The organism is Stutzerimonas zhaodongensis, from assembly GCF_003696365.1.
Taxonomy (GTDB): domain Bacteria; phylum Pseudomonadota; class Gammaproteobacteria; order Pseudomonadales; family Pseudomonadaceae; genus Stutzerimonas; species Stutzerimonas zhaodongensis.
This window is the reverse complement of the sequence record NZ_RFFM01000002.1, coordinates 592,814-609,663: the sequence shown is the minus strand read 5'-3', so window position 1 is coordinate 609,663 and position 16,850 is coordinate 592,814. Positions and strand designations below refer to the sequence as shown.

At 57.4% G+C, this 16,850-nt stretch carries 17 protein-coding genes; 14 read left to right on the top strand and 3 right to left on the bottom strand.

Translation table 11 applies throughout. The features are described from left to right. Window positions 1-70 precede the first annotated feature (70 nt). The 3 genes from EA797_RS11215 (at window position 71) to pdxH (ending at window position 2,746) form a co-directional block, all read left to right on the top strand. A complete protein-coding gene (locus EA797_RS11215) occupies window positions 71-1,219 on the top strand; it encodes a serine hydrolase domain-containing protein (RefSeq protein WP_122165274.1) in 1,149 nt (382 codons plus the stop codon). A 138-nt stretch (window positions 1,220-1,357) separates the two neighbouring features. Next, on the top strand, window positions 1,358-1,990 hold the full coding sequence (locus EA797_RS11210; protein ID WP_122165273.1) for an OmpA family protein: 633 nt from the start codon (window positions 1,358-1,360) through the stop codon (window positions 1,988-1,990). 108 nt (window positions 1,991-2,098) lie between these two features. Continuing rightward, window positions 2,099-2,746 (top strand): pyridoxamine 5'-phosphate oxidase, encoded by a 648-nt coding sequence (pdxH, locus tag EA797_RS11205; RefSeq protein ID WP_122165272.1) that lies wholly within the window; start codon window positions 2,099-2,101, stop codon window positions 2,744-2,746. 9 nt (window positions 2,747-2,755) lie between these two features. Here pdxH and EA797_RS11200 read toward each other — a convergent pair whose 3' ends face one another. After that, entirely contained in the window at window positions 2,756-3,031 is a 276-nt protein-coding gene (locus tag EA797_RS11200) for a hypothetical protein (RefSeq protein WP_122165271.1), read from the bottom strand. Between the two features lie 183 nt (window positions 3,032-3,214). Here EA797_RS11200 and EA797_RS11195 point away from each other — a divergent pair, with 183 nt between their 5' ends. The 7 genes from EA797_RS11195 (at window position 3,215) to EA797_RS11165 (ending at window position 9,676) form a co-directional block, all read left to right on the top strand. Then, on the top strand, window positions 3,215-3,676 hold the full coding sequence (locus tag EA797_RS11195) for an outer membrane lipoprotein (protein WP_167468804.1): 462 nt from the start codon (window positions 3,215-3,217) through the stop codon (window positions 3,674-3,676). A gap of 289 nt (window positions 3,677-3,965) precedes the next feature. Beyond that, complete coding sequence (locus tag EA797_RS11190; RefSeq protein ID WP_122166260.1) at window positions 3,966-6,758, top strand: monovalent cation/H+ antiporter subunit A; 2,793 nt, start codon at window positions 3,966-3,968, stop codon at window positions 6,756-6,758. Then, window positions 6,758-7,087, top strand: a complete 330-nt coding sequence (locus EA797_RS11185; RefSeq protein WP_122165270.1) for a Na+/H+ antiporter subunit C — start codon at window positions 6,758-6,760, stop codon at window positions 7,085-7,087. The genes EA797_RS11190 and EA797_RS11185 overlap by 1 nt, the downstream gene beginning before the upstream one ends. Continuing rightward, on the top strand, window positions 7,084-8,586 hold the full coding sequence (locus EA797_RS11180) for a monovalent cation/H+ antiporter subunit D (RefSeq protein WP_122165269.1): 1,503 nt from the start codon (window positions 7,084-7,086) through the stop codon (window positions 8,584-8,586). Before EA797_RS11185 ends, EA797_RS11180 begins: the two co-directional genes overlap by 4 nt. After that, window positions 8,583-9,083 carry a Na+/H+ antiporter subunit E gene (locus EA797_RS11175; protein WP_122165268.1) on the top strand — a complete coding sequence of 167 codons (501 nt, stop codon included), beginning with the start codon at window positions 8,583-8,585 and terminating at the stop codon, window positions 9,081-9,083. Before EA797_RS11180 ends, EA797_RS11175 begins: the two co-directional genes overlap by 4 nt. Further along, the gene (locus tag EA797_RS11170) at window positions 9,068-9,337 is read left to right on the top strand and encodes a K+/H+ antiporter subunit F (protein ID WP_122165267.1); all 270 of its coding nucleotides are present in this window, start codon (window positions 9,068-9,070) and stop codon (window positions 9,335-9,337) included. The genes EA797_RS11175 and EA797_RS11170 overlap by 16 nt, the downstream gene beginning before the upstream one ends. Window positions 9,338-9,346: 9 nt before the next feature. Continuing rightward, on the top strand, window positions 9,347-9,676 hold the full coding sequence (locus tag EA797_RS11165; RefSeq protein ID WP_122165266.1) for a Na+/H+ antiporter subunit G: 330 nt from the start codon (window positions 9,347-9,349) through the stop codon (window positions 9,674-9,676). Window positions 9,677-9,715: 39 nt separating this feature from the next. Here the strand turns inward: EA797_RS11165 and EA797_RS11160 are convergent, their stop codons facing one another. Next, complete coding sequence (locus tag EA797_RS11160; protein WP_122165265.1) at window positions 9,716-12,418, bottom strand: [protein-PII] uridylyltransferase; 2,703 nt, start codon at window positions 12,416-12,418, stop codon at window positions 9,716-9,718. Between the two features lie 29 nt (window positions 12,419-12,447). Next, window positions 12,448-13,230, bottom strand: a complete 783-nt coding sequence (gene map, locus EA797_RS11155; protein WP_122165264.1) for a type I methionyl aminopeptidase — start codon at window positions 13,228-13,230, stop codon at window positions 12,448-12,450. A gap of 291 nt (window positions 13,231-13,521) precedes the next feature. Between map and rpsB the strand changes: the two genes are divergently transcribed. The 4 genes from rpsB (at window position 13,522) to frr (ending at window position 16,752) form a co-directional block, all read left to right on the top strand. Beyond that, complete coding sequence (rpsB, locus tag EA797_RS11150) at window positions 13,522-14,262, top strand: 30S ribosomal protein S2 (protein WP_122165263.1); 741 nt, start codon at window positions 13,522-13,524, stop codon at window positions 14,260-14,262. Window positions 14,263-14,388: 126 nt separating this feature from the next. Further along, a complete protein-coding gene (gene tsf / locus EA797_RS11145; RefSeq protein WP_122165262.1) occupies window positions 14,389-15,258 on the top strand; it encodes a translation elongation factor Ts in 870 nt (289 codons plus the stop codon). 196 nt (window positions 15,259-15,454) lie between these two features. Then, complete coding sequence (gene pyrH / locus EA797_RS11140; protein WP_122165261.1) at window positions 15,455-16,198, top strand: UMP kinase; 744 nt, start codon at window positions 15,455-15,457, stop codon at window positions 16,196-16,198. Continuing rightward, a complete protein-coding gene (gene frr / locus EA797_RS11135) occupies window positions 16,195-16,752 on the top strand; it encodes a ribosome recycling factor (protein ID WP_122165260.1) in 558 nt (185 codons plus the stop codon). The genes pyrH and frr overlap by 4 nt, the downstream gene beginning before the upstream one ends. The last annotated feature ends 98 nt before the right edge of the window (window positions 16,753-16,850 follow it).

Sequence of the window (16,850 nt, the reverse complement as noted above, 5' to 3'; positions counted from 1 at the left end):
TCGAGCGTGTTTTCATGTTCGAGGATGACTGGAACAATGCGGTGGATGATTTCAACCAAGGGGTGCGAGCGTGCAGATCCAGGGCTATTTCGATCTTCGTTTTGAGGCAGTCAAAGAGACCTTTGCCAATCTGTTCGAGCAAACCCAGCAGCGCGGCGCGGCGGTCTGTGTGAAAGTGGGTGGTGAGACTGTCATCGATCTATGGGCTGGGGTCGCAGACAATGCGGGCGAACAAGCCTGGCAAAGTGACACGCTGGTAAATCTGTTCTCCTGCACAAAGACTTTCACTGCCGTGGCTGCCCTGCAACTGGTCGGCGAGGGCAGGCTACAGCTGGACGAGCCGGTTGCCCGGCTCTGGCCTGAGTTCGGGGCCAACGGCAAGGGTGGGATTACGCTGCGGCAGTTGCTCAGCCATCAAGCGGGTCTGCCTGCAATCCGTCAGCCTTTGCCCCCCGAGGCGCTGTATGACTGGGATGCGATGACTGCCGCGCTCGCCGCAGAGCACCCGTGGTGGAATCCTGGCGATGGTCATGGTTACGCTGCGATTACTTATGGCTGGCTACTTGGCGAATTGATCCGTCGTGCCGATGGGCGTGAAGCCGGTGAGGCGATTGTTGCGCGCACGGCCCGCCCACTTGATCTGGATTTCCACATCGGACTGGCCGATGCCGAGTTCGATCGCGTCGGTTATCTGACCCGCCAGAAGAATAACTTCGGCGATGCGGCAGCCCAGCGCGTGTTCAAGGCATTGGTGGAGGATCCCCAGTCGCTAACCGCGCGTGCATTCACCAACCCACCATCGATCATGAATAGCGCCAATAAGCCGGAGTGGCGGCGTATGTCCCAGCCGGCGGCCAATGGGCATGGGAACGCGCGTTCCCTTGCTGGTTTCTATGACGGATTGCTTCGCGGTGAGCTTCTCGATTACGAGCTACTCACCGAGATGACTCGCGAACATTGCCAGGGTGAGGATCGCACGTTGCTTACCCGCACCCGTTTTGCGCTGGGTTGCTGGCTGGATCAACCGGAAGTGGTCAACGCAACATTCGGCATGGGGCCGGCCGCCTTTGGTCATCCCGGCGCCGGCGGTTGCATCGGATTTGCCGATCCGCAGCAGGATATCGCGTTCGGGTATGTCACCAATACGCTTGGTCCGTACGTGTTGATGGACCCCAGGGCGCAAGCATTGGCTCGGAGCGTGAAAGCGTGTTTGGGTTGAACCGCTCGTCTGTTCGTGATGGGTGGGCTTTTCATAACAATGACCTGCGTCCACAATTTAAGACAAATCCTTGCTTAAGCTGAGCGTTGATCTTGCTCGGCTTGTAATCGAAAAACCAACTTTCTCGGAATCTGGCTCATGAATCTGCTGAAAAGCACCTCACTCATCGTTTGCATGGTCCTTGCCGGCTGTAGCTCCAAGAGCGAAAAACCGACCGAAGTGGCGGTTGCACCTGAACCCGTCATCAATCATGCCTGGTTGGATGAGTATGAGCCGCAACTGCGCGACGCGTTGAAGGACAGCAGTTTCGAGCTTGAGCGGCGTGAAGGTGTATTGGTGGTGACCGCGCCTGTCGACGCGTCATTCAACCCCGACCGCCCTGGCATGTTGCTGCCGGTGACCCTTGGGCCAATCAGTCGTGTGGCTAAGCTGGTCGAAAATGACGACAAGACGGCAGTTGTCGTATTGGGACACGCCGATAGCACCGGTTCGGTGGAAATCAACCGCGATGTCAGTCGCAAACGTGCGGGTGCTGTTGCTGCAATTTTCCGGCTAAGCGGCTTGAAGCATGATCGCTTGCGTATTCGTGGCCTGGGCTCGGATATGCCACGGGCATCCAATGAGCTTGCGGAAGGGCGTGCCTTGAATCGTCGGGTCGAAATGATCCTGACGCCGCAACCTACCTTGCTGGCCCTTATCGGACAATACAGCGAAGGCCCGGCTGCCGCGCCGACCCAGGTGGCCGCAGCAGAGGTAAGCAAGGCCAAGTAAATTCGTACCGCCCGGCCGCAACGGCCGGGCTTGTTTTGCGTTGAATCAAGTGGAGCCCGTTAGCAAACCGGTAAGCTTTGGCTTCGACTGTTTTCAGGAATCGCCGTCATGACCCAAACCCTGGCAGATATGCGTCGCGACTACACGCGCGAAGGTCTCAGTGAAGCTAACGCGCCGGACCAGCCCTTTGCGCTTTTTCGTCAGTGGTTTGAAGATGCGGTTCAAACCGAGCAGCTGCCGGTAGAGCCGAACGCCATGACACTCGCCACGGTAGACGCTGAAGGGCGACCACATTGCCGTGTACTGCTGCTCAAGGCGCTGGATGATCGCGGTTTCACTTTTTTCAGCAACTATGACAGTGCCAAGGCCGAGCAGCTTGAGGCGTGCCCGTTCGGAGCAATGACATTCTTCTGGCCAAGTCTGGAACGTCAGGTTCGTATCGAGGGCCGTGTCGAAAAAGTCAGCGCTGCCGAGTCAGACGCTTATTATCAGGTGCGTCCGCTGGGTAGCCGACTTGGTGCCTGGGCGTCACCGCAAAGCCGAGTGATTCGAGATCGTGCCGAGCTGGAGCGATTGCTTGCTGAAACAGAGCAGCGCTTTCTGGATCAACAGCCTCACTGTCCACCTCATTGGGGCGGGTACCGGCTGTTGCCCGAGCGTATTGAGTTCTGGCAGGGGCGCCCTAGTCGCTTGCATGACCGCTTGAATTATCGCCGCGTCGCCAGCACTTGGCAGCGTGAGCGCCTGGCACCCTGATTCGCTGAGTCAGTCAGGAGAGCGACGTGCCACGCGCTGCTCTCCTGTGTCATTCCCGTTGTAACCCTCCAGCTTCTTTTCCAGCCATGCTTGCAGATCGCGCCTTTTTACGCGGGCGCATTTCGCCGCAGCGAGCTGTTGCAACGCCCATTCCCGCTTCTTGTGATCCTTCCCTGCCAAAGATAGAGCCAGGTCGCGGTCTGCCCATTGCCTGAAACGAATGAAGAGCCAGGCATGGAAAACCAGGCCGGCCAGGGTCAGAACTCCGACGATGAAATAGTCCATGAGTAGTCTCGTGAAACAGCTAAGCCCGACCGCAGGCATGCGCCTCGGGATCGCCTCGGGTAAAGTGGGGTCCTAACTGCACGAATGCTGAGTCGGGACATAGCCGTTGCCAAGTGACCTTTCGCCACGGGAGCCTACTCAATGCGGTCGGGGATGAACATTTATTTCCCAGGAGAGAACATCATGCGCAACTCCATTTTCGTTGCTTCCTTTACAGCGGTGGCTTTGGCCGTTGGTGGCTGTACATCAAATCTAACTGGGGATTCCTATTCCCGTGACGAGGCGCGGACGGTCCAAACCGTCCGTTACGGCACTATCGAATCTTTACGTCCCGTGAAGCTTGAGGGTACCAAGACGCCAATCGGCGGAGGTGCGGGTGCGGTAGTTGGCGGTATAGCCGGTAGTGGCGTGGGCGGCGGGCGCGGCAGCGCTGTGGCTGCGGTGATTGGCGCAGTCGCGGGCGGTATGCTCGGCGCGGCGGCGGAGGAGGGTATCACCCGTGCTCAGGGCGTGGAGATCACCGTGCGGGAAGACGATGGCAACATGCGCGCCTATGTTCAGGAGGTTGAGCCTAACCAAGTGTTCCGCGTCGGTCAGCGTGTACGCATCATGACAGTCAATGGAACCAGTCGGATCGCACCTTGACTGTCCAGCCTCTTGATAACGAGGTCAAGTCTGCTCTCCGTGCCGCTTGATTGCCGGAATAGGCTCGGGTCGACATTGAACGCTCGCTTTTAATTGCTCTTGGGCGCTGTCTGATTACTGCCTGATGCGGTGGTTGGGCAGCGCCTTTTGTTTTTCGAAATACATGAATTCAAGACGCCGCCGTGATCGGTATGGATAATCGGCGCACACCGCGACGCCTCATTGGGCTGAATCTGGTTGACCAAGGATATAACTGCCGCGCACTACGCGGCTTAAGGGGTTTTTGCTCATGGCGCTTGCGCTGATAATCGCTCTGCCATTTCTAGGAATCTGCCTCCCCCTATTTTTTGAACGTTTCGGCAGGTCTGCTTGTGCATTTGGTGCTGGGCTGGCGCCATTAATGGCTCTGATCCTCTTGATGTCCAAGCGCACCGCTGTATTCGCTGGCGAGGTGGAATTGGTGACCATGCCCTGGTTACCAGAACTGGGGCTCAATCTCAGCCTCAGGCTTGATGGCCTCGGATTCCTCTTCGCGCTATTGATCCTGGGAATTGGCCTGCTGGTCATACTCTATGCACGCTATTACCTCTCCAAAAGCGAGCCGATGGGGCGCTTTTTCAGCTTCTTTCTCCTCTTCATGGGCGCCATGCTTGGCGTGGTGTTATCCGAAAATCTGCTGTTGATGCTGCTGTTCTGGGAGCTGACCAGCCTTTCGTCATTTCTGCTGATCGGCTTCTGGAACCACCGCTCCGATGCCCGTCAAGGCGCGCGAATGGCGCTTACGGTCACAGGCGGTGGGGGACTGGCATTGCTAGCCGGGATTCTGCTGATTGGTCATATCGTTGGTAGTTACGAGCTGACTACAGTCCTCGCGTCCGGTGATCTGATCCGCGGCAGCTCGCTGTATCCAGTCACGCTTATCCTCATCCTGCTGGGTGTGTTTACCAAGTCGGCGCAGTTCCCGTTCCACTTCTGGTTACCGCAGGCGATGGCTGCCCCAACCCCGGTATCGGCGTTTTTGCACTCGGCCACCATGGTCAAGGCTGGGGTATTTCTGCTGGCGCGCTTATACCCGGCGCTCTCGGATTCGGAGTGGTGGTTCTATATGGTCAGCCTGACCGGCCTGGCCACCTTGCTGATCGGCGCAGTGATGGCGCTCTTTCAACACGATCTGAAGGGACTGCTAGCCTATTCCACCATCAGTCATCTGGGTCTGATCACGCTACTGTTCGGCCTCGACTCGCGTCTCGGACCGGTTGCGGCCATCTTCCATATAATCAACCACGCGACGTTCAAGGCGTCGCTGTTCATGGCTGCCGGAATCATCGATCACGAAACCGGCACGCGTGACATGCGACGCGTGAATGGCATGCTCAAATACATGCCGCATACCGCAGCACTCGCAATGGTGGCATCGCTGGCGATGGCTGGAGTGCCGTTGCTCAACGGCTTCCTCAGCAAGGAAATGTTCTTTGCCGAGACCCTTGATCAGCACCTGCTGGGCAGCTTTTATTGGACCATTCCAGCCTTGGCTACCCTGGCAAGCGCATTCTCTGTTGCGTATTCGTTACGCTTCGTGCACGACGTTTTCTTTAACGGCGAACCTGTCGATCTGCCGAAATATCCGCCGCATGAGCCGGCGCGCTATATGAAGATCCCAGTAGAGATTCTCGTGCTGCTCTGCCTGTTGGTAGGCACGGTGCCCGCTTATACCGTGGCGCCGCTGTTGGCCGCAGCCGTAGCGGGTAGCCTTGGTGGCGACGTGCCTGAATACAGTCTCGCCATATGGCACGGCTTCAATCTTCCGCTAGCGATGAGCTTCGTCGCGCTAGGGGGTGGATTGCTGATCTATTCGCTGCGCAAATGGGCGTTCCGCTGGTACGAAGGGCTGCCGCGCGTCGACTCGCTACATGTCTTTTCGCTTGTCATCGGCAATATCGCTGCCACCGCACGCTGGATAACGGTGCGCATGGAAAACGGCTCGCTGCAGCGCTACCTCGCCCTGATGCTGGTGAGCTCGTTACTGGTCGTGGTGTATGCGCTGACTCCACTTCAATCGCTGCGCGGCTCGGCGCCGCTGACGCCCTTGGATGGAATCACGGTGGTCGGGCTGGTGATCCTTGCCCTCTCATCCGCCATGACGGTGATATTTCACCGGCAGCGTTTGATGGCCTTGATGGTGCTCAGCGTAGTTGGGCTGTTCGTTGCACTGGTCTTTGCTCGGTTCTCTGCACCCGATCTTGCGCTCACGCAGATATCCGTGGAAGTCGTAACGATCATCCTCCTGATACTGGCGCTGTTCTTCATGCCTGACCGAACTCCGGTGGAGTCGAGCAGCCTGCGCAGTTTTCGCGACCTCATCATTGCTTCTACATTCGGCACTATGGTAGCGCTGCTGGCCTACGCGGTCCTCACCCGTCCTTACGACAGTATCGCTTCGTTCTTCCTTGAGAACAGTGTATCCGGCGGGGGCGGGACCAATGTGGTCAACGTGATTCTGGTGGACTTCCGCGGATTCGATACCTTGGGTGAAATTGCCGTATTGGCGGTTGCCGCCGTTGGCATTTATGGTCTCCTTCACGGCCTACGCTTGCCGCATCCGATACGCGACTATGGAGGCCGGCTGTGGTCCGCCGATCGTCATCCTATGGCGCTGGATACGCTATCGCGAGTGCTGTTGCCGATGGCGTTGCTGATATCTGTATTCATCTTTCTGCGCGGTCACAACCTGCCGGGCGGTGGCTTCATTGCCGGACTGATAACTGCGATAGCTTTGATACTTCAATATATTTCCCACGGCGTGGTCTGGTCGCAGGAGCGTCAACCTTATAGCTATCACGGCATAGCAGGGTTGGGCGTGCTCATAGCTGGTCTGACCGGAATCGGAAGCTGGCTATTTGGTCGACCATTCCTGACGTCGGCTTTCGGGCATTTCCATCTTCCACTGATCGGTGAGTTCGAACTGGCTACAGCAATGTTGTTCGACCTCGGCGTGTATCTCGCCGTCGTAGGGGCAACGCTGCTGATTCTTTCCAATCTAGGCCATGTCAGTCAGGACGAGTCATGCAAGGAGGTGCTCTGATGGAAGTTGTTTTTGCGGTCACGCTTGGCGTGATGATGGCCAGCGGTGTGTATCTGGTGCTGCGTGCCAGAATATTTCCGGTGGTGATGGGCCTGACGCTGATTTCCTACGCGGTGAACCTGTTCATCTTCGCAATGGGGCGCCTCTCTACTGGCGTGCCGGCGATCATCGGGGCAAGTTCAGAATACGGAGATCCGCTACCCCAGGCGCTGGTTCTGACAGCCATCGTGATCGGGTTCGCCATGACCGCCTTCGTCGTGGTGCTGGCGCTCCGCGGGTTGGGCGAGCTGCGTACCGATCATGTTGACGGTCGGGAGCCGCGCGAATGAATCATGCGTTGATCATGCCGATCCTGCTGCCGTTGTTGGTTGGCTGTCTGCTTTTGCTGGGCCATCGTCAGGCGGCAGCGGTCAAGCGTCTGGTCTCGGTGACAGCGACCTGGCTGTTGGTGCCGCTGGCCCTGTGGCTGCTTTGGCAAGCCGACTCCGGCACGCTATCGGTATACCGTCTGGGTGGCTGGCAGCCGCCGTTCGGCATCATGCTCCTGCTTGACCGTTTGAGCGCACTGATGCTGTTGGTGACCGCCGTGCTTGCTGCGTTTTCGGTGCTGTACGCTGTGCGAGGCGACGACGAGCGCGGCCAGAATTTCCACGCCCTTTTTCAGTTCCAATTGGTGGGTTTGAATGGCGCCTTCCTGACGGGAGATCTTTTCAACCTGTTCGTCTTTTTCGAGATTCTGCTGATCTCTTCCTACGCGCTTCTGCTTCATGGTCATGGTGCAAAGCGAGTCCAGGCGGGCATTCACTACGTTGTGCTCAATCTTCTGGGTTCGTCGTTGTTTCTCATAGGCGTGAGCATGCTCTACGGCCTGACCGGTACGCTGAATATGGCTGATCTGGCCGGCCGTGTCAGTGCCGCCGACCCAGCCGATGCACCGCTCCTTGCTGCTGCCGGTTATCTGTTGCTGGTGGTATTTGCGCTGAAAGCTGCGATTCTTCCTCTGTATTTCTGGTTGCCCCGTGCCTATGCCTCGGCTACCGCGCCGGTTGCAGCGCTGTTCGCGATCATGACCAAGCTCGGTCTCTACGCCATCGTTCGGGTGTTCACCCTGGTCTTCGGTAGCGAGGCAGGGGTATTGAACAACATGGTGCTCGACTGGTTGTGGCCGTTGTCGATGCTTACCCTCGCTGGCGGGGTGCTGGGTGCACTGGCTGCGCGTAACCTGCAGATTCTGCTGTCGTATCTGGTGGTGGTTTCAGTCGGGACCTTGCTAGCCGGTATAGCACTGGGCACGGAGGCGGGGCTCAGCGCTGCGCTTTACTATCTGGTGCATAGCACGCTGGTTTCAGGCGGACTGTTCCTATTGGCTGACCTAATTGCCCGCCAGCGCGGTGATGCCGCTTCGGAGTTGATTTCCGCACCGGCCCTGAGACAACCCCTGATGCTTGGAGCGCTGTTCTTCGCCGGAGCAATTTCCATAGCAGGCCTTCCACCGTTTTCCGGCTTTCTAGGCAAGGTGATGCTGTTAAGAGCCGTCCCGCCGGGAGTCGACGCCTCGATTCTTTGGCCGGTCGTTCTGGTGGGTGGGCTTGGGATGATTATTGCCCTGAGCCGGGCCGGCAGTATGGTGTTCTGGCGGCCCAGTGATGCCGTCAGCGTTGGGCGGCCAGCTGACGGCGTGCGGGTGGCTGCAGCCTTTGGTTTACTGTTCGGCAGTGTGGTCCTGGTCCTGGCTGCCGCGCCGATTCAAGCTTATGTTCAGGCCGCAGCCGCGCAGCTATTTGATCTGACGCCTTATATGGAGATCATCAGGGGAGGTGACGCATGAGATCGCGCCTGCTGCCTAATCCCGCCCTGACCGTGCTGCTGGCGACGCTATGGATGTTGCTCAACAACACCTTAAACCTCGGGCACTTGGTGCTCGGCATCTTCCTGGGCTGGGTTATTCCGCTATTGGTTCGGGGGTTTCTGGTCGACATCCCCAGGGTCCGCAGCCCTCTGAAGCTCTGCGCATTTTCGCTGAAGGTCTGCTACGACATAGCGGTCGCCAACGTTAGCGTGGCGAGGCTCGTGCTAGGGCCGCGTGATCGTCTGCAGCCTGCCTTCATCGAGGTGCCAATGGCGATAGAGGACCCCTTCGTTCTTACCGTGCTGACGACCATCATTTCGTTGACTCCCGGAACGGTATCGGCTTCCTTGCGTGCCGATCACAAGGTCTTGCTGATTCATGCATTGGATGCGCCGGACATGGATGCATTGGCTGCCGAGGTGAAGAGCCGCTATGAAACCCCGCTGCTGGAGATTTTCGAATGCTCACGTACGTGATACCGGTATGCATGGCGGTAATAGGGATTGCCGCCATCCTGAACGTCGTGCGGCTCGTTCAGGGGCCTGATATGCCGGACAGGGTCTTGGCGCTCGACACGCTTTATATCAACGCGCTGGCCCTGATCGTGTTGTTCGGTATCTGGCTGGCATCCGATTTGTTCTTCGAGGCCGCTCTGCTTATCGCGGTGATGGGTTTTGTCAGTACCGTTGCGGTGGCCAAGCACCTTTTACATGGCGATATCATCGACTAAGGATTCAGCATGCCATTCTGGTTAGAGCTAGTAGTAAGCGCATTCCTGATAATCGGAAGCGCTTTTGCGTTGGTGGGCGCGATAGGGCTGTATCGCCTTCCTGATTTTTTTACGCGGCTTCATGGCCCGACCAAGGCGACAACCCTTGGTGTGGGGGGCATTGTGATCGCCTCTGCAATCTTCTTTAGCCACCGGGGTGATGGCCTCAGCCTGCATGAGGTGCTCATCACCCTGTTCCTGTTCCTGACTGCGCCCGTCAGTGCTCATGTCCTGGCCAAGGCAGCCATGCAGCAGAAATTGCCCTGCACGGCCCGAACTCGGGGCAAGCCCTGGGATTGAGTGGGCGCTCGCGGCCGTTCAGCGTGCGGCCGCCGCTACTCAGATTACGATGCTGCTGGGCGAAGGTTGGTGTTCGTTGGCTTGCGACAACTGTTTGATCATGGCCTGCTGCAAACGAATGCACAGCTGAGGATCCGAGAGCGGTTCATTGTCGGCGTTGGTCACGAAGAACACGTCTTCAACCCGCTCTCCGAGCGTGGCGATCTTCGCGTTCTGTACCGAGAGATCGAAGTCCAGAAAAAGCTGCCCGATACGCGCCAGCAGCCCAGGTCGGTCTGGCGCGATGACTTCGATGATCGTCTGTGGTCGCTGCATATCGTTATGGATGGTGACTTGCGGCGGGAATGCGAAATGCTTGAGTTGGCGAGGCACGCGCTTCTGAATAATCGTCAGGTAATCATCCGGATTGCGTAGCGCGTTGATCAGGCCCTGACGAATTTCCTCCGTACGCACCGGGTCGTTGCCGATGGGGGTCCCATCCGCGTCCAGAACGATGTATGTATCAAGGGTGAACTGGCTGCTTGACGTGATGATGCGCGCGTCGTGAATGTTCAGGTTCAGCTGATCCATTGCTGCCACCGTCACCGCAAAGAAATCGTGCTGGTCCGGTGCGTAGATGAATATCTGCGTACCGCCCTCGAATTCCCTCTGAGTGGTCTCCTTGATCAATACCAGCGGACCGCCGTCACTGGGGTGCTCGATGATAGCTTCTGTATGCCAGGCGACATCCGTTGAGCTGTGACGCATGAAGTAGTCGTCACCCAGTTGAGCCCATAGCTGTTCAGCATCGTCTGGGTCCGTGCCATTGCGTACCAGATTGTCCAATGCGGCGCGCTGCGTCTGACGGATCTGTTCTTCACGACCTAAAGGGTTTTCCAATCCGCGCTTCAGAGCGCGCTTGGTTTCGGTGTAGAGCTGGCGCAGCAAGCTGGCGCGCCAGGAATTCCAAAGAGTTGGGTTGGTTGCATTGATATCCGCAACTGTAAGCACGTACAGATAGTCCAGGTGAGTTTCATCGCCGACCAGCTGAGCGAAATCGTTGATTACCTGGGGGTCGGACAGGTCCTTGCGCTGCGCCGTGGTTGACATCACAAGGTGGTTTTCCACCAGCCACACCACCAAGCGGGTGTCCCATGCAGGAAGCTTGTGGCGCAGGCAGAACGTCTGGGCATCCACCGCACCAAGCTCTGAATGGTCGCCACCGCGGCCTTTGGCGATGTCGTGATAAAGGCCTGCGATGTAGATGAGTTCCGGCTTGGGCAGACGCTCCACCAATTTGCTTGCCAGTGGGTATTTTTCCGCTACGCCAGGTTTGCTCAGCTTTCTCAGGTACTTGATGACGTTGAGGGTATGGGCATCGACGGTGTAGATGTGGAACAGGTCGTGCTGCATCTGGCCGACAATATGACCGAATTCAGGCAGATACCGGCCAAGAATGCCGTAGCGGTTCATACGTCGCAGGTTGCGATGTATGCCTTCCTTGCACTTGAACAGCTCGATGAACAGGCTGGTGTTGCGGATGTCACTGCGGAAATCATCATCGATCAGATGGCGGTGGTCGCGCAAAAGCCGAATGGTCTCGGCCCGTACGCCTTGAATTTCCGGGTGCTGGGCAAGCAGAACGAAGATTTCGAGAATTGCGAACGGGCGGCGTTTGAAAACCGAGTCATCGCGAACTTCGAGGTAGCCATCGCGCACCAAGAAACGGCTGTTGAGCGGTATCGCATCACCACTGTCGCCTTCCCAGAGAATGACCTCGGCAAAATGCTGACCTACGAGATCGCTGAGTTCCGAGATGCTCATGACAACCCGATAGTACTTCTGCATGAAGCGCTCGATCGCGAGCTTCGCATCACTGTCTTCATATCCGAGCAGCGCTGCGAGGCTGCGCTGGTGATCGAAAAGGAGTCGGTCCTCGGCTCTGCCCGCCAGCATGTGCAGGCCGTAACGGACGCGCCAGATGAATTCCTGGCCAGCCACCAACAAGGAGTATTCGCCCTCGGTGAGAAACCCCTGGTCGACGATCGCGCTGAGGTTCAGGCTGCCAAATTGTCGCCGTGCGATCCATAGAATGGTCTGGATGTCGCGCAGCCCCCCAGGCGAACCTTTGACGTTGGGCTCCAGGTTGTACTCGGTGTTGTTGTATTTGGCATGGCGAGCCGCTTGCTCGTTACGCTTGGCCAGGAAGAACTCCTTGCTTGGCCACATTTCCGAGGGGCTGGTGACCTTGAGCATGTTCTGGCGAAGGCGCTCGGGGCCCGCGATCGTCCGGCTCTCCATCATGTTCGTGATGATGGTCAGGTCTGCCCGAGCCTCCTCAGCACACTCCTGGACCGAGCGAACGCTTTGCCCGACTTCAAGGCCGATGTCCCAAAGCAGGGTCAGAAAGCCTTCGATGGCGTCGCGAAAAATCTCCTGATCATTATTATCGAGCAGGATCAGCAGATCGATATCGGAGTAGGGGTGGAGCTCGCCTCGGCCATATCCACCAACTGCCACCAGGGCGATCTCGGCTTCGCTATTCCAGTCGAAACGCCCCCAGGCGGCGCGAAGGATCTGGTCAACGAACCAGGCGCGGCCTTCGATGAGCCTGCGTATATCCTCACCCGCCAGGAAACGTGCGTCGAGCACCTCCCGCGCATTGCGGATGACCTTCTTGAAGGCGGCAATGGGGCTGGCCTTGAGTGCCAGCTCAGCCTGAAACTGGCTGCGATCGAACAGTTCGGAATCAAGCTGAGGCATGCCGGCCCTCCATCAGAACATCGAAAAAATTAGGGCGAGGTGCGGGGTATGGTGTCATCGCTGCGCAGGGTGAAGATTTCGTAGCCGTCAGCGGTGACCACAAGCGTATGTTCCCACTGAGCAGACAGCTTGCGATCCTTGGTGATCGCTGTCCAGCCGTCACCCAGCAGGCGTGTTTCCGATCGGCCCTGATTGATCATCGGCTCGATGGTGAACGTCATGCCTTCTTTCAATTCCAGCCCCGTTCCGGCTTTGCCGTAATGAAGCACCTGTGGCTCTTCGTGGAAGACCTTGCCGATGCCATGCCCGCAATATTCGCGGACAACCGAGAAGCCGTTCTTCTCGGCATGCTTCTGGATCACTTCGCCGATATCGCCAAGGCGGGCGCCGGGGCGAACCATTTCAATACCTTTATATAGGCACTCCTGCGTTACCTTGCAGAGACGCTCGGCCCATTCAGGCGCCTTGCCAACCAAGAACATCTTGCTGGTATCACCGTGGTAGCCATCCTTGATGACGGTTATGTCGATATTGAGGATGTCGCCATCCTTCAGTGGCTTGTCGTTCGGAATGCCGTGACAGACGACATGATTGATCGACGTGCAAATGGACTTCGGATAGCCCTTGTAATTAAGGGGGGCGGGTATGGCCTGCTGTACATTGACGATGTGGTCATGACAGATGCGGTCCAGCTCTTCGGTGGTGACACCCGGCTTGATGTGCTCGCCGATCATTTCGAGCACTTCGGCGGCTAGGCGGCCGGCAACGCGCATCTTTTCGATATCTTCATGCGTCTTGATGGAGACTGTCATGCAACCCTCTTGGCGCCGGCTAGCGCAGGCGGAAATGTTAAAGGCGCAAATGATAAACCAAAGCACCGAGTGACTGCAGGCAGGGCTGGCGTTCCGGTTGCTGAGCCATAGGTGGGGAGACGCGCCGCCGCGCTAGCCTCTGCCACTTCTTTGTGCTATAAAACGCGCCGCTCTGCGGGACTACTTGCCGAGCCTGACCCCACACACGTGTCGACACGGTATCCTGGGTGCTCGCAAGAGTTGGATATCGGGACGCGTGGAGGCCTAACCCGACTTATCTGAGGAAGTCTCATGTCTCAAGTCACCATGCGCGATATGCTGAAGGCCGGTGTGCACTTCGGCCACCAGACCCGTTACTGGAACCCGAAGATGGATAAATACATCTTTGGCGCGCGTAACAAGATTCACATCATCAACCTCGAAAAAACCATGCCGATGTTCAACGACGCGCTGCGTTTCGTTGAAAAGCTGGCTGCGGGCAAGAACAAGATTCTGTTCGTAGGTACCAAGCGTTCCGCTGGCAAGATCGTTCGCGAAGAGGCCGCTCGTTGCGGTTCGCCGTATGTCGATCATCGCTGGTTGGGCGGCATGCTGACCAACTATAAAACCATTCGCGCCTCGATCAAGCGTCTGCGTGAGCTGGAAACCCAAGCTCAGGATGGTACTTTCGAGAAGCTGACCAAGAAAGAAGCCCTGATGCGTACCCGTGATCTGGAAAAACTGGATCGCAGCCTGGGTGGTATCAAGGACATGGGTGGCCTGCCGGACGCAATGTTCGTTGTAGACGTCGATCACGAGCGCATTGCTATCTCCGAAGCCAACAAGCTGGGCATTCCGGTGATCGGCATCGTTGATACCAACAGCAGCCCGGAAGGCGTCGATTACATCATTCCTGGTAATGATGATGCCATCCGCGCCGTGCAACTCTATCTGGGTGCCATGGCAGACGCAGTACTGCGTGGTCGTCAGAACAACGCTGGCGGTGCTGACGAGTTCGTTGAAGAAGCGCCTGCTGAGGCTGCTCAAGGCTGAGCACATTTGTCGCCTAGCTGATACCCGTTGAACAGAAAGGGGGCTATGCCCCCTTTTTGCCACTTCCGAATTGATCGTCCGAATGATGGGCGATGATCGAAAATCGAATCGAGAGGATTTGCGAACATGGCAGAGATCACTGCAGCCCTGGTTAAAGAACTGCGCGAGCGGACCGGCCAAGGCATGATGGATTGCAAAAAGGCGCTTACCGCTGCTGGTGGCGATATCGAAAAAGCCATTGACGATATGCGTGCTGCGGGTGCCATCAAGGCAGCCAAGAAGGCTGGCAACATCGCTGCTGAAGGCTCGATCGCCGTCAAAGTGGCTGACGACAACAAGCGCGCCGTGATTATCGAAGTCAACTCGCAGACCGACTTCCTGGCGCTGCAGGACGACTTCAAGAATTTCGTCAACAGCAGTGTCGAGAAGGCATTCGCCGAGAAGATGACTGACGCAGCTCCGCTGATTGCCGCTCAGGAAACAGATCGCGAAGCGCTGGTCGCCAAGTGCGGCGAGAACGTCAATATTCGTCGTTTGACTACTGTTGAAGCTGATCTGGTCGGATCCTACCTGCACGGTCACCGTATCGGTGTATTGGTTGCATTGAAGGGCGGCAGTGTCGAGCTGGCCAAGGAAATTGCCATGCACGTTGCTGCAAGCAACCCTCAGTTCCTGGACCCGTCGCAGGTTTCTGAAGAAGCAGTTGCCAAGGAAAAGGAGATTTTCCTGGCGTTGAACGAAGACAAGATCAAGGGCAAGCCTGCGGAAATCGTCGAGAAAATGGTCGCGGGTCGCATCAGCAAGTTCCTTGCTGAAGCCAGCCTGGTCGAGCAGGCCTTCGTCAAGGATCCCGATGTCAAAGTTGGCGACCTAGCTAAGAAAGCCGGTGCCGAGATCGTTTCCTTCGTTCGTTACGAAGTAGGCGAAGGCATCGAGCGCGCTGAGGTCGACTTCGCTGCCGAAGTTGCCGCTCAGGTCGCTGCTACCAAGCAGTAAGACTGCTCTGCTGTCCTCGAAGAGGCTGCCCGCTCACGCGTGCGGCCTCTTTGTCGGACTGGGGGGTGGAAAAGTTTTTTGCCACGCTATAGTCATCGCCTGGCACCAACTTGTGACAGCGCTGTCATAGCGCAGATATTTTTCTGGCAGCAAAAGCCAGCTCAGTCATACCAACGCCGCAGGAGAGACAACGCCAATGGCTCAGCAGATGAGTGCACGCAATCCTCGCTATAAACGCATTCTGCTCAAATTAAGTGGCGAAGCCCTGATGGGGTCGGAAGACTTCGGCATCGATCCCAAAGTGCTTGATCGCATGGCCCTGGAAGTTGGCCAGCTGGTAGGGATAGGTGTAGAAGTTGGCCTGGTCATCGGCGGCGGTAATCTGTTTCGGGGTGCAGCGCTGTCTGCGGCCGGCATGGACCGGGTCACGGGCGACCATATGGGTATGCTGGCGACGGTCATGAATTCACTGGCCATGCGTGACGCTCTCGAGCGGTCCAATATCCCGGCGCTGGTAATGTCGGCGATCTCAATGGTTGGCGTAACCGACCACTACGATCGTCGCAAGGCGATGCGGCACCTCAAAACGGGCGAAGTGGTGATCTTCTCGGCCGGTACCGGCAACCCGTTCTTCACGACTGATTCAGCTGCGTGCTTGCGCGCCATTGAAATCCATGCCGATGTCGTGCTCAAGGCCACCAAGGTGGACGGCGTATATACGGCTGATCCTTTCAAGGATCCCAACGCCGAAAAATTCGAGCAACTGACCTATGATGACGTGCTTGATCGCAAGCTCGGCGTCATGGATTTGACCGCGATTTGCCTGTGCCGCGACCACAACATGCCGCTGCGGGTGTTCAACATGAACAAGCCCGGCGCTTTGCTCAATATCGTGCTTGGCGGCGCTGAAGGAACACTGATCGAGGAGCAGAAACAATGATCAACGAGATCAAGCAAGATGCGCAGGAGCGCATGAAGAAGACGCTGGAGTCGCTTAGCCATGCATTCGCCAAGATCCGCACCGGCCGCGCGCATCCGAGCATCCTGGATAGCGTGATGGTCTCCTACTACGGTAGTGATACTCCGCTGCGTCAGATTGCCAACGTAGTTGCCGAAGATTCGCGTACCTTGGCCCTGACCGTGTTCGACCGGGGCATGATCCAGGCGGTTGAGAAGGCCATCATGACCTCCGACCTTGGATTGAATCCTGCGACTGCTGGCACAACCATTCGTGTGCCGATGCCTGCGCTCACCGAGGAAACCCGTAAGGGCTATACCAAGCAGGCTCGCTCAGAAGCCGAAAACGCTCGTGTCGCGGTGCGTAACATCCGTCGCGATGCCATTGCACAGTTCAAAGACCTGGTGAAGGAAAAGGAAATCAGCGAAGACGAGGAACGTCGCGCCCAGGACGACGTTCAAAAGCTGACCGACAAGTATGTTGCTGAGATCGACAAGGCGCTTGAAGGCAAGGAAAACGACCTGATGGCCGTTTGATGTTGCTGTACCGGACTTCGTCCGTACTGCTCACGTCGGAGCGCGCCTCTCCCAAAGGGTGGAGGCGCGAGGGGCTAACCAGCCGTATCCCCGGAGAT